At 71.7% G+C, this 13,548-nt stretch carries 9 protein-coding genes; all 9 read left to right on the top strand.

The window, feature by feature from the left end; genetic code table 11:
- Nucleotides 1-29 precede the first annotated feature (29 nt).
- The 9 genes from BLV24_RS18775 (at nucleotide 30) to ftsZ (ending at nucleotide 13,173) form a co-directional block, all read left to right on the top strand.
- Nucleotides 30-1,517 (top strand): amidohydrolase family protein, encoded by a 1,488-nt coding sequence (locus BLV24_RS18775; protein ID WP_092684713.1) that lies wholly within the window; start codon nucleotides 30-32, stop codon nucleotides 1,515-1,517.
- Nucleotides 1,514-3,586, top strand: a complete 2,073-nt coding sequence (locus BLV24_RS18770; RefSeq protein WP_092684711.1) for a hydantoinase/oxoprolinase family protein — start codon at nucleotides 1,514-1,516, stop codon at nucleotides 3,584-3,586. The genes BLV24_RS18775 and BLV24_RS18770 overlap by 4 nt, the downstream gene beginning before the upstream one ends.
- Before the next feature lie 3 nt (nucleotides 3,587-3,589).
- The gene (locus BLV24_RS18765) at nucleotides 3,590-5,380 is read left to right on the top strand and encodes a hydantoinase B/oxoprolinase family protein (protein ID WP_092684709.1); all 1,791 of its coding nucleotides are present in this window, start codon (nucleotides 3,590-3,592) and stop codon (nucleotides 5,378-5,380) included.
- Nucleotides 5,377-6,336 carry an N-carbamoyl-D-amino-acid hydrolase gene (locus tag BLV24_RS18760; protein WP_092684706.1) on the top strand — a complete coding sequence of 320 codons (960 nt, stop codon included), beginning with the start codon at nucleotides 5,377-5,379 and terminating at the stop codon, nucleotides 6,334-6,336. The genes BLV24_RS18765 and BLV24_RS18760 overlap by 4 nt, the downstream gene beginning before the upstream one ends.
- A gap of 372 nt (nucleotides 6,337-6,708) precedes the next feature.
- Nucleotides 6,709-7,671 (top strand): UDP-N-acetylmuramate dehydrogenase, encoded by a 963-nt coding sequence (gene murB / locus BLV24_RS18755; protein ID WP_176954837.1) that lies wholly within the window; start codon nucleotides 6,709-6,711, stop codon nucleotides 7,669-7,671.
- Between the two features lie 253 nt (nucleotides 7,672-7,924).
- A complete protein-coding gene (locus BLV24_RS18750) occupies nucleotides 7,925-8,842 on the top strand; it encodes a D-alanine--D-alanine ligase (protein WP_092684704.1) in 918 nt (305 codons plus the stop codon).
- 43 nt (nucleotides 8,843-8,885) lie between these two features.
- Nucleotides 8,886-9,824, top strand: coding sequence for a cell division protein FtsQ/DivIB (locus BLV24_RS18745; protein WP_092684702.1), 939 nt, complete (start codon nucleotides 8,886-8,888; stop codon nucleotides 9,822-9,824).
- Nucleotides 9,821-11,152: a cell division protein FtsA gene (ftsA, locus tag BLV24_RS18740; RefSeq protein WP_092684700.1), complete on the top strand. Its 1,332-nt coding sequence runs from the start codon at nucleotides 9,821-9,823 to the stop codon at nucleotides 11,150-11,152. Before BLV24_RS18745 ends, ftsA begins: the two co-directional genes overlap by 4 nt.
- Before the next feature lie 341 nt (nucleotides 11,153-11,493).
- Nucleotides 11,494-13,173, top strand: coding sequence for a cell division protein FtsZ (gene ftsZ, locus BLV24_RS18735; RefSeq protein WP_092684698.1), 1,680 nt, complete (start codon nucleotides 11,494-11,496; stop codon nucleotides 13,171-13,173).
- Nucleotides 13,174-13,548: the final 375 nt, after the last annotated feature.

Genomic DNA, 13,548 nt, shown 5'->3' with positions numbered 1-13,548 from the left:
CCGCTCTTCTCTCTCGAAAGGACCGTCCCATGACAGCCTCCGAAGCCCCCGTCACCGTGATCCGAAACGCCGACTGGGCGGTGGTGTGGAACGAGGAGGCGGCGCGCCACGAATACGCCCGCGGCGTCGACGTGGTGTTCCAGGGCGACCGGATCGTGTCCTCGGACGGGACCTGGACCGGCCCGTTCGACACCGAGATCGACGGCCGCGACCGCATGGTCATGCCGGGCTTCGTGGACGTCCACTCGCATCCCAGCTTCGAGACCATGCTCAAGGGCCTGACCGAGGAGGTCTATTCCCCGAACTTCTACATGAGCTCGCTCTATGAATTCCTGACCCTGTTCGAGATCGACGAGGAGGGCATGCGCGCCTCGACCGAGGTCGCGCTGGCGGAGCTGCTGCAATCCGGGGTCACCAGCCTGTGCGACATCTCCTTCGCGCATGACGGCTGGCTGGACGGGCTGGCGGCCACCGGCATCCGGGCCTTCGCCGCGCCGATGTTCCGCAACGGGCCGTGGAAGACCGCCAACGGCCACTCGGTCTATTACGAACTGGACGAGAAGGCGGGCGAGGCGTCGATGCGCGCCGCCATGGATTGCCTCGACGCGGCGGCGAAGCACCCGTCGGGCCGGGTTTCGGGCGTGGTCAGCCCGTCGCAGATCGACACCTGCTTCGAAGGGCTTCTGCGCGAGGCGATGTCCGAGGCCCAGTCCCGCGACCTCCCCTTCACCATCCACGCCGCCCAGGGAGTCGTTGAGTTCAACGAGATGATCCGTCGCCACGGGCGCACGCCGATCCAGTGGATGGACGATATCGGGATCCTCAACGACCGCACCCTGATCGGGCACGGCATCTTCCTCGACAGCCATCCGCAGGTCGGCTGGACCACATCCTCGGACGATCTGGGGATGATCGCGGACGCCGGCGCCTCGGTCGCGCATTGCCCCACCGTCTTCGTGCGCCGGGGCATCTCGCTCCAGCATTTCGCGGGCTATGTGGAGCGGGGGGTCAACATGACCATCGGCACCGACACCCATCCCCAGAACATGGTGGAGGAGCTGAAGACCGCGATCTACGTCGCCCGCACCATCTCCGGCAACGCCGCCAAGCCGACGGCGGAGATGGTGTTCCACGCCGCCACCGTCGGGGGCGCCAAGGCGCTGCGGCGGGACGATATCGGGAAAGTCGCGCCGGGGGCGAAGGCGGACCTGGTGCTGGTGGACCTGACCCACGCCTCCCTGCGCCCGCTGCGCGACCCGATCCGGGCGCTGATCTTCTCGGGCGGGGAGCGGCCGATCAAGGACGTCTACGTGGACGGGCGGCAGGTGGTCGCCGATGGCCGCGCCATGTTCATCGACTACGAAAGCGCCATGGTCCGGGTCGAGGCCGCGCAGAAGCGGTCCATGGACCTCGTCCACACCCGCGACTGGGCCGGGCGCAGCGCCGACGCGGCGATGCCGCCGGTCTTCCCCATGCGCGGCCACAACGCGCCGCTCGCCAAAGGGGGCGCGAAATGAAGCTGATCGGCTGCGATGTGGGCGGCACCTTCACCGACCTGGTGCTGGTGGAGACCGAGGCCGGGACCACCGTCATCCACAAGGTCCCCACCACGCCGCATGATCCGTCCGAGGGCGTGCTCGCCGGCATGACCGGCCTGTGCGCGCTGGCCGGCGTGGCGCCGGGCGAGGTGGACCACGTGCTGCACGGCACCACCACGGCGACCAACGCGGTGCTGGAGCATGACGGCGCGGTCGCCGGGCTGATCACCAATTCCGGCTTTCGCGACATCCTCCATATCGGCCGCCACCAGCGCCCGCAGCATTACTCGATCCGGCAGGAAGTGCCGTGGCAGGACCGGCCCCTGGTGAAGCGCCGCTTCCGCAAGACCGTGGGCGGGCGCATCGCGCCGCCGGGGGTGGAGCTGGAGCCGCTGGACGAGGCCGCCGTCGCGCAGGCCGCCCGCGAGCTGCGCGACGCCGGGGTCGCCGCCATCGCCATCTGCTTCCTGTTCTCCTATCTCGACCCGCGGCACGAACTGCGCGCCCGCGCCATCGTCGAGGCCGAGTGCCCCGGCCTCTTCGTCACTCATTCCGCCGGCGTCTCCCCCCAGTTCCGGGAGTTCGAGCGCTTCACCACCACCGCCATGAACGCCTTCATCGGCCCCAAGGTCGGGGATTACGTGGCGCGGCTGGAGGCGCGGCTGGCGGAGAACGGGTTCTCCGCCGATCTGCACGTGATGGGCTCCAACGGCGGGGCGGCCACGGCGCGGATGGTGGCGGAACTGCCCGTCGCCACGCTGCTGTCGGGCCCCGCCGCGGGGATCATCGGCGGGGCCTGGGCGGCGGCGCTGTCGGGGCGGCGCGACCTGATCACCTTCGACGTGGGCGGGACCTCGGCCGATATCGGCATCGTGCGCGACGGGGCCTTCGCCGAGGCCACGGCCCGCGACACCGCCATCGCCGGATTTCCGGTGCTGGTCCCGATGATCGACATTCACACCATCGGGGCGGGCGGCGGCTCCATCGCCCATGTGGACGCGGGGGGCGCCTTCCGCGTTGGGCCGCGGTCGGCCGGCGCCGTGCCGGGGCCGGCGGCCTACGGGCGGGGCGGAACCCGGCCCACCGTCACCGACGCCAACGTGGCGCTGGGCCGGCTGGATCCCGAGAACTTCCTCGGCGGGGCCATGTCGCTCGACATCGCCGCGGCGCGGGACGTGGTGAGCGGGCTGGCCGGGGACCTGGGCCTGGGGCTGGAGGACACCGCCGACGGCATCCTCAGGGTGGTCAACGCCAACATGGCCAACCTCGTGCGGTCGCGCACCGTGCAGAAGGGGCTGGACCCGCGGTCCTTCTCGCTGGTGGCCTTCGGCGGCGGCGGGCCGCTTCAGGCGGTGGACGTGGCCGCCATGCTGGGCATCCCGGAGGTGATCGTGCCGCCGGCGCCGGGCATCACCTCGGCCATGGGGCTGGCGGCGACGGACATGAAATACGACCTCGTGCGGTCCGTCTTCGCGACCTCGGCCGAGCCCGATCCGGCCCGGCTGGAAGGGTTGTTGTCCGAGATGCAGGGCGAGCTGACCGACCGGCTTGAGGCCGACGGCTTCGACGAGGACGCCATGACGTTCGAGCGCGCCGGCGATCTGCGCTATGTCGGGCAGGGCTACGAGCTGCGCTGCGCCTTCCCCGCGTCGCTCGACGCCGACGGGCTGGCGGCGGTGTTCGACGATTTCACCGAACAGCACCGCCGCGAATACGGGCGCATCAATCCCGGCGCCGCCATCGAGATCGTCAATGTCCGGGTCCGCGGCGTCGGCGCCATGCCGGTGCTGGAACGCCCCGCGCCGCCTCCCGGCGGCAGCCTCGCCGAGGCGTTGGTCCGCACCGCCCATGTCGCCTTCCGCGTGGCGGGGGCCGTGACCCGCCTTCCCACGCCCGTCTATCGGCGCGAGGCGCTGCCGCTCGACACCGAGATCCCCGGCCCGGCGCTGATCGTCCAGAAGGACACGACCTCGATGCTGCGGCCCGGCGACAGTCTCGTCGCCGACCAGGGCGGCAACCTGTTGATCCGCGTCGCGCAGGAGGGCTGAGCCATGAGCCGCACCGCAAGCACCGCTTCGTCCATCGACCCGATCTCCGCCTCCGTCATCCAGGGCGGGTTGCAGTCCATCGCGGTGGAGATGGGCTACAAGCTGATGCGCATGTCCTATTCCTCGATCATCCGCGAGTCGGAGGATTTCGGGGCCGCGCTGACCGACGCGCAGGGTCGCCAGATCGCCGAATCCATGCAGTCCACCCCCCTGCAGTCCGGTCCCATCGCGGGCTATGTGCAGAACGTCCTGAAGGTGATGGCCGAACGCGGCGAGACCATCGAGCCCGGCGACGTCATCATGCATAACGACCCCTATGGGGGCGCCTCCCACGGGCCGGATTTCGCCTTCCTGTCGCCGGTGTTCCGCGACGGGGCGCTGCAGGGATTCGCCTGCACCACCGCGCATCACCTGGATGTCGGCGCCCAGACGCCGGGTTCGGCCGGCATCGTCGAGGCCATCGACGTCTATGCCGAGGGGCTTCAGTTCAAGGCCATCAAGATCCGCGAGGCGGGGCGCGACATCCCGCAGGTCTGGCGGATCCTGCGCGACAACGTGCGGGCGCCGAACCTGGTGGTCGGGGACATGGAGGCGCAGATCGCGGCCTCCGAAATCGGCGCCGCGCGGTTCGGAGAGCTGATCGACCAGCATGGCGCCGGGCAGGTCACCGCCGCCGTGGACGCGCTGATGGACCATTCCGAGACGATGATGCGCAAGGCGATCTCGGCGCTGCCCGACGGGGTCTACAAGGCGAGCACCATGCTCGACGGCTTCCTGGACGACCCCGAGCGGCGCCACCTGACCATGGCGGTGACGCTGACGGTGAAGGGCGACGAAATCGAGGTGGACCTGGAGGGGACCTCGCCCCAGATCGACGACCGCCCGGTGAACATGCCCTTCGTGGGGACCACCGACATCGCGATCTGGCTGACCCTGCGCTCGGTCCTGCTGGACAGCGCGGTGCATGGGATCATCCCGCAGAATTCGGGTCTGACACGGCCGGTGACGATCAAGGCGCCCAAGGGCTGCCTCGCCAACCCCAGTTTCCCGGCCCCGGTCATCGCCCGCTTCACCGGCGGCAACCAGCTCGCCGACACGGTCATGAAGGCGCTGTCGCAATGCGCGCCGGAGATGGTCTCGGCCGGCATCGGCAACCTGAAGGTCATCGCCTTCTCCGGCCTCTCGGGCGGGGAGCACTGGGTGCATATGGAGATCTTCGAAGGCGCCTATGGCGGGCGCTTCGGGATGGACGGGATGGACGCGGTGGATACGCTCTACGCCAACACCCGCAACAACCCGATCGAGGATATCGAGACACACCTCCCCCTGCGCGTCACCCGCTACGAGCTGAACGAGGACGTGGCCGGGGCGGGGGAATGGCGCGGCGGCTTCGGCTCGATCCGGGCGTTCGAGTTCCTGGCCGACGGCGGCGCCTCGGTCGAGGGCGAGGGCCACGCCTTCCGCCCCTGGGGGTTCGCGGGCGGGGGCGAGGGGGGGACGGCCTCGCTGACCGCCATCGCGCCGGACGGGACGGAGCGGGCCATGCCCTCCAAACTCGCCTATCGGGCGGCGAAGAAGGGGGAGGTCTATGTGGCGACCGGACCGGCGGGGGGCGGCTATGGGGATCCCTGCGCGCGGGAGCCCGAAAGGGTGCTGGACGATGTTCTGGATGACCTGATTTCGCCGGCCTCGGCGCGGGCGCTTTACGGGGTGGTGGTGGAGGACGGGGCGCTGGACCTCGCGGCCACCGAGGCGTTGCGGGCGGGGACGCGGGCGAAGGGAGGGCGGGCATGAGCGCCGGTCGGGACGCCCGCCCGCTGGTGGTGGCCGCGGCGCAGATGGGGCCGATCGCGCTGTCGGAGACGCGCGCGCAATGCGTGGCCCGCCTGCTGGAGATGCTGCGCGAGGCCGCCGCGGCGGGGTGCCGGCTGGTGGTGTTCCCCGAGCTGTGCCTGACCACCTTCTTCCCCCGCTGGTGGATCGAGGACGAGGCGGAGCTGGACGCTTTCTTCGAGACCGAGATGCCGGGGAAGGAGACCCGCGTCCTGTTCGAGGAGGCGGCGCGTCTCGGCGTCGGGTTCTACCTGGGCTATGCGGAACTGGCGGTCGAGGACGGTGAGAAGCGGCGCTACAACACGTCGATTCTCGTGGACCCGACGGGGCGGATCGTCGGCAGGTATCGGAAGGTTCATCTGCCGGGGCATGCGGATCATCGCCCCGCCCGCGCCTTCCAGCACCTGGAGAAGAAATATTTCCGGCCGGGGAACCTGGGCTTTCCGGTGTGGCGGAGCATGGACGCCAATCTGGGCATGTGCATCTGCAACGACCGCCGCTGGCCGGAGACCTATCGGGTGATGGCGCTGCGCTCGGTCGAGATGGTGCTGCTGGGCTACAACACGCCGAACGACCATACGGGCCATGCGGAGATCGACGACCTGTCGAATTTCCACAACCAGCTCGCCATGCAGGCGGGGGCCTACCAGAACGCGACCTGGGTGGTGGGGACGGCGAAATGCGGGACCGAGGAGGGCTCGCACCTGATCGGGCAGTCGATGATCGTGGCGCCCTCGGGCGAGGTGGCGGCGATGGCCACGACGCTGGAGGACGAGGTGGTGCGGGCGCGCTGCGACCTCGACCTCGCGCGGATCTACCGCGAGACCTATTTCAACTTCGCCGCCCATCGCGAGCCCGGCCAGTACGGGCCGATCACCGCCCAGAAGGGCGCCGTCGGGCCCACGGGGCAGGGGTAGCCGGACGGCGCCCGTGCCGGGCATGCCCATGCTTTCGGCCGCAAGCGGCCTTCGGGGCGCCCCTCTCCCTGTCCCTCTCCCCAAGCGGGGAGAGGGGAGCGGGAGGGCGGTCGACCCCGTGACCGGCGGGCCGGGCGAGCGTGGAAGCCGGCGCGCCGGTGCGCCTGCATGGCCACGACGAGGGCCGTCCTTGAGCGCGGCGGCGGAAAATTCGTGCGGGGGACCGTGCGGGGGACGTGGATTGGCGCGGGGGGCGTGGGCGCGCTATGTGGGAGGGGCCGACCCCCGCCGCAGGAGCCGACCCGCATGACCGATCAGCCGAGCCACGCCGCCGAGCCGTCCCCGCCCGGCGAGGCGAAGCGCGGGGACGCCATGCTCGACGGGGCGGCGCTGTCGGCGCGGCTGCCGGTGGCGCGCGGGCGGATCGCCGCGATGCGTCCGCTCGCCGACCTGTGCTGGCTGCGCGTGGGCGGGCCGGCGGAGGCGCTGTTCCAGCCGGCGGACCGCGACGACCTCGCGGGGTTTCTCGCGGCCCTGCCGGCGGATATTCCGCTGACCCCGCTGGGCGTGGGCTCCAACCTCATCATCCGCGACGGGGGGCTGTCGGGCGTGGCCGTCCGGCTCGGGCGCGGGTTCAACGGGGTGGAGGTCCTGCCCGATCACCGGTTGCGGGTCGGGGCGGCGCTGCTGGATTCGCGCGCGGCGATGGCGGCGGCGGAGGCGGGGATCGCGGGGCTGGAATTCCTGCGCACGATCCCCGGCGCTCTCGGCGGCGCGGTGCGCATGAACGCCGGCTGTTACGGCGCCTACGCCGCCGACGTGGTGGAGACGGTGACGTATCTGGGGCGCGACGGCCGTTCCGTCACCGTGCCGGGCGGGGAGATCGGCTTCGGCTACCGGTCCTCCGACCTGCCCGAGGACGCGGTGATCGTGGAAGCGGTGCTGCGCGGCCGCCCCGGCGACCCCGCGGAGATCGAGGCGAAAATGGCCGACTACATCGCCCGGCGCGAGGCCAGCCAGCCCACCCGGGACCGCTCCTGCGGGTCCACCTTCCGCAACCCGTCGGGCTATTCCTCGACCGGCGAGGCGGGGGATCCGATGGACCTCAAGGCCTGGACCCTGATCGACGCCGCCGGCTGCCGGGGCCTGCGCCGGGGCGGGGCGGTGATGTCGGAGAAGCATTCCAACTTCCTGGTCAATGCCGGAGGGGCCACCGCCGCCGACCTGGAAGGGCTGGGCGAGGAGGTCCGCGCGCGGGTGCGCGCAGCCTGCGGGATCGCGCTGGAATGGGAGATCCGGCGCATCGGCCTGCCGCCGCGAGAGGCTGCGAGTTAAGCTTCGCTTAACCTCTTAAGGGTTTGCGAACGCTCCCTGACCGCGTATGCTCGCCCCGTCCCGCGAACCCGCTTCGCCGGGACGCGAGCAGTCCGACGCACCGGGAAAACCCGGGCGAAGGTCATCACAGGCGGGCAGGGCGACCGACGCGACGCAGCGATGCGCGCGCCAACTCCCTGTCGCGGCGTCGTTTCCGGGCTGACCGGGCGGCGTCTGGAACGTCTCCGCAGAGGGACGAGGGATCGAGGCAGGCATGTCGGGCAAGGCATCCACCCGGGTCACGGTGCTGAAGGGCGGCCGCTCGGCCGAGCGCGAGGTCTCGCTGGTCTCGGGCCGCGAATGCGCGCGCGCCCTGGCCGCCGCGGGCTACGACGTGACCGAGATCGACGCGGGCCCCGACCTGCCCGCACGCCTGGCCGAGGCCCGCCCCGACGTGGTGTTCAACGCCCTTCATGGCCGCTGGGGCGAGGACGGCTGCGTCCAGGGCCTGCTCGAATGGCTCGAAATTCCCTACACGCATTCCGGGGTCATGGCGTCCTCCGTGGCCATGGACAAGGTGAAGGCGAAGGAGATCTTCGCCGCCGCCGGGCTGCCGGTCGCCGAAGGCCGGCTCGCCCCGCGCGAGGAGGTCGAGGCCGGCCACCCGATGCCGCCGCCCTATGTGGTGAAGCCCTACAACGAAGGCTCTTCGGTCGGCGTCTACCTGGTGACCGAGGGCGCCAACGGCCCGGCGCGGCTGGCCGCCGACGCGCCCGACACGCTGCTGGTCGAGGCCTTCGTGCCCGGTCGCGAGCTGACCGTGGCGGTGATGGGCGACCGGGCGCTGGCGGTGACCGACATCTTCGCCAATACCGGCTGGTACGACTACCAGGCGAAATACGCCGATGGCGGGTCGACCCATGTGATCCCCGCCGACATCCCCGCCGACATCGAGGCCGCCTGCCGGGACTTCGCCGTGCGCGCCCATGCGGCGCTGGGCTGCCGGGGGCTGAGCCGGTCGGATTTCCGCTGGGACGACACGAAGGGCGTCGCGGGGCTGGCGCTGCTGGAGGTCAACACCCAGCCCGGCATGACCCCGACCTCGCTGGCGCCCGAACAGGCCGCCCATGCGGGGATCTCCTTCGAAGACCTGATGCGCTGGATGGTGGAGGACGCCTCGTGCCTGCGTTGATGCTTTCCGCTCTCTTGTCTCCTCCGGGCCGGGGGGGCGCGCGATGATCGCGCCGGTGCGCGCCGCGCAGCGCCTGACGCGTCGCCTGCGCCCCGCCCCGCCCGCGCCCTTCGAGACGCCGCGGCGCCGGCGCGACCCCTCGCCCTCGCGGTTGCGCTATCGGCTCGACCGGCTGGGGCGGCGCGGCTATGTGCGCTTCGCCCTGCGCCGGCTGGCGCCGCCGGCGGCGCTGATGCTGATGGCGCTGGGCGCCTGGCAGAGCGCGACGCTGCGCGAGGCGGTGCATGAACGGGTCGAGTCCCTGCGCGCCTCGCTGATGGATCGCCCGGAATTCGCCGTGTCGCGGCTGGAGATCGTGGGCGGGGCGCCCGAATTGCAGGCCCGCGTGTCGAATCGCCTGGGCCTGAGCTTTCCGGTGTCGTCCCTGCGGCTGGACCTGCCGGCGCTGAAAACCGAGATCGAGACCATGCCCGGCGTCGCCCGCGCGGTCCCCAAGGTGATGCCCGACGGCGCGCTGCGCATCGGCCTGGTGCAGCGCGCGCCCGAGGCGCTGTGGCGCTGGGACGGGCAGTTGCACCTGGTGGATGCGGACGGGGTGCTGATCAGCCCGGTGGCGCATCGCGCCGACCGCGCCGACCTGCCGCTGATCCTGGGCGAGGGCGCCGACCGCGCCGTCGCCGAGGCGCTGGTCCTGTGGAAGCGGGCCGAGCCGATCCATGACCGCCTGCGCGGCCTGATCCGGATGGGCGAGCGGCGCTGGTCGCTGGCGCTGGGCGGCGACGTGCTGGTGCATCTGCCCGCCGAGAACCCCGAGGCCGCCCTGCAGCGGCTGCTGGCGCTCGACGCCGCCGACGATCTTCTGGACCGGGAGATCTCGGTGATCGACTTTCGCGACCCGCAGCGCCCGGTGCTGCGGCTGACCGCCCGCGCCGTGGCGGAACTGGAACGCGCCAAGGCGCTGATCAAGGGCAAGGACGCATGAGGCACGCTCTTTTCGATTCCCAGCGCCTGATGCGCGACCAGCTGCGCTCCGCGCTCAAGCGCGGGCTGCTGGCGGTGCTCGATATCGGGACCGAGAAGACCTCCTGCCTGATCCTGCGCATCGACCCGGCGCGGCTGGCCTCCGGCGCGCGGGAGAACGGGGCGCTGGGCGGGTTCGCCGCCATGCGCGTGATCGGCGCCGGGACCACCCAGTCGCGCGGCGTGCGCCTGGGCGAGATCACCGACATGGAGGAATGCGAGCGCGCCATCCGCACCGCCCTCCAGCGCGCCGAGAAGAACGCCGGCGTGCGGGTCGACCAGGTGGTCGCCGCGGTCTCGGGCGGGCGGCCCACGTCCTTCGGGGCCACCGGCGACGCCGAGGTGATGTCGGGCGAGGTCTCGGAGGCCGACGTGGCCGCGGCCCTGGTCGGCTGCCCCGAGCCGCCGCTGGAGGAGGGGCGCGAGATCCTGCACGCGCTGCCCGTGAACTTCACCCTGGACGGCGCCAGTTTCCTGAGCGATCCGCGGGGCATGAACGGCCAGTCGCTGGCCGTGGACATGCATGTGCTCTCCGTCGCCTCCGCGCCCCTGCGCAACCTGGCGCGCTGCGTGCGCCGCTGCGACCTGGAGCTGGCGGGCGTGGTGACGGCGCCCTACGCCGCGGGGCTCGCCAGCCTGGTGGAGGACGAGCAGGAGCTCGGCGCCGCCTGCGTGGACATGGGGGCGGGGTCGACCGGCGTGTCGATCTTCCTGCGCAAACAGCTCATCTGTCTCGATTCGGCCCGCGTCGGCGGCGCCCATGTGACCCGCGACATCTCCGAGGCGTTCTCGCTGGAGACCGCCATCGCCGAGCGCATGAAGGTGCTGCATGGCGGCGTCGTGGCCACGGGGCTGGATGACCGGGAGCTGATCTCGGCCCCCGTGCTCGGCGGCGAGGGGCAGGAGCGCACGCTCACCCGCGCGGCGTTGATCGGGGTGATCCGGCCGCGGGTCGAGGAGATCTTCGAGGAAGTGCGGATGCTGCTCGACCGCGCCGGTTTCCAAGGCCTGCCCTCGCGCCGGATCGTGCTGACGGGCGGCGGCAGCCAGCTTCCGGGGCTGGAGGACGCGGCGCGCCGCGTGCTGGGCCAGCGGGTGCGGGTGGGGCGGCCGCTGCGGGTGGCGGGGCTGCCGCAGAACGTGACCGGGCCGGCGTTCTCGGCGCTGGTCGGGCTCGCGGTCTACTCGGTCCGGCCGCATGACGAGTTCTGGGATTTCGAGGCGCCTTCGGGCCTGTCCGGCGGCACCCGGATGCGCCGCGCGGTGCGCTGGTTCAAGGACAACTGGTGAGCCGAGCCGCCGGCGCGGCCTGGGCCGCGTCCGGACCCTTCGGCGGGGCCGTCGTTGAGGCGTCATATCAAGATCGGCCCGCAGGTCCTTGATGCGACGCAAATTCCTCCAAATGTGGCGGAACTGGACGAGGCGCGCCCCGGAAACCCATGAAATTAACCGATTTCCGCGTGACCGAGGCCCCGACATCCGGTAGTCTGGCCGGCAATGAAAGACGCGATCCGTCCAAAAAGGATCGCGGCGAAATCGAGCGGCAACCGACCTCCCTACCTGCACGCATCCGGGCGACAGATTCCGTGAGCGTGTCCGGCGGGGACGTCAGCAAATAACAGGCGGGCGCCATGTCCCTTACTCTGATGATTCCGGAGCAGACCGAGCTCCGGCCCCGGATCACCGTCTTCGGCGTCGGCGGCGCCGGCGGCAACGCCGTCAACAACATGATCGACAAGGCCCTCGACGGCGTCGATTTCGTTGCGGCCAACACCGACGCGCAGGCGCTGCAGCAGAGCCAGGCCACCCGCCGGATCCAGCTCGGCGCCGCGACCACCCAGGGGCTGGGCGCGGGCGCCAAGCCGACGGTGGGCTGCTCGGCCGCCGAGGAATCGATCGAAGAGATCGTCGACAGCCTCGCCGGCGCCCATATGTGCTTCATCACCGCCGGCATGGGCGGCGGCACCGGCACCGGCGCCGCCCCCGTGATCGCCCGCGCCGCGCGCGAAATGGGCGTGCTGACCGTCGGCGTCGTGACCAAGCCGTTCCACTTCGAGGGCACCAAGCGCATGCGCTTCGCCGAGTCCGGGGTGGAGGAGCTGCAGCGCGTCGTCGACACGCTGATCATCATTCCCAACCAGAACCTGTTCCGGCTGGCGAATGAGCGGACCACCTTCGCCGACGCCTTCATGATGGCCGACGACGTGCTCTACCAGGGCGTGAAGGGCGTGACCGACCTGATGGTCCGTCCGGGCCTCATCAACCTCGACTTCGCCGACGTGCGCTCGGTGATGGACGAGATGGGCAAGGCCATGATGGGCACCGGCGAGGCCGAGGGCGAGGATCGCGCCATCCAGGCCGCCGAGAAGGCCATCGCCAACCCGCTGCTGGACGAGATCAGCCTCAAGGGCGCCAAGGGCGTGCTGATCAACATCACCGGCGGCTACGACCTGACCCTGTTCGAGCTGGACGAGGCCGCCAACCGCATCCGTCAGGAAGTGGACCCGGAGGCGAACATCATCGTCGGCTCGACGCTGGACCCGGATATCGACGGCGTCATGCGCGTGTCGGTGGTGGCCACCGGCATCGAGGCCGAGGACGTGCAGCGCGAGACCCCGCGTCCCGTGCGCCGGGTCGAGCTCGAGGCCCCGCGCCAGGCCGCGCCCGAGGCCCCTGCGGTCGCCGCCGCGCCGGCCGAGCCCGCGCCCGTCGCGGCCGAGAGGGTCGAGGCCCCCGCGCCCCAGCCCCAGGTCACGCCCCAGCCCGCGCCCGCTGCCGCTGTCGCTCCGGCCCCGCAGCCGGCGGCCCCGATGACCTCGCCGAGCTTCGACCTCGACGAGGCCCCGATGACCGCCGCCCGCGCCGAGCCCGCGCCGGAGCCGGCCAGCCCCTATGACCACGGCGGCGCCTTCATCGCCCCCGCGGCGGAGACAGCGGCCACCGCGGCCCGCGCCCCGGCCCCGACCCAGGCGGCGCCCGCCCCCCGCGGCGAGCCGAGCGAGGCGACCCGGGCCCGGCTGCACGCCGCGGTCGCGCATCCCGGCGATCCGGCGGCGCGGCGTCCGGCCCCGCAGGCCCAGCCCCAGCCGCAGCCGGCCCCCGCGCCGGTCGCCGCCGGCGCTCCGCAGGGCGACCGGGCGCGCTTCGGGATCAACAGCCTGATCCACCGCATGACCGGGGCCAACCAGGCCGAGGCCGGCCGCGCCCAGCCGGCGCGGGGCGAGCCCAGCCTGAACGCCCGCCAGGACGACCCGGCCGAAGCCGATCGCCAGCGCGAGATCCCGGCCTTCCTGCGCCGCCAGGCCAACTGACCCCGACGCCTGCGGCCGGGCGCTTTCCCCGGCCGCAGGCGTCTTTCCGCTCCGGGAGGGCGGGCGCCTCGCCGCCGCCATTCCGAACCGCTCGACGCACCTGCGGCGCCCGGCCTCCCAAGGTCGGGCGCCTTTTTGCGCGGCGCCCCTTTCTCCGTCGCCTCTCGCCCCGATTTTTCCTGCGCGTTCCGACACTTGGCTTTCGGGTTTCGTGACCGCTCCGTGATGATTGTTTCTGTAGCAATTTCAGAAACTTGGCGCCCCTCTGTGAGCTTTCTGTCGCAAAGCGTTGCAAACCTTGATTTGTCCTTGAGACCCCCCGCCGCTACCTCCAGAGCAACGAAAAAGCCTCCGACGCGGCTCGGAAACAGGGGC

The organism is Albimonas donghaensis, assembly GCF_900106695.1.
Classification (GTDB): Bacteria; Pseudomonadota; Alphaproteobacteria; order Rhodobacterales; family Rhodobacteraceae; genus Albimonas; species Albimonas donghaensis.
Note: the sequence above shows the minus strand (reverse complement) of the source record. Positions and strands in the feature narration are given on the sequence as shown.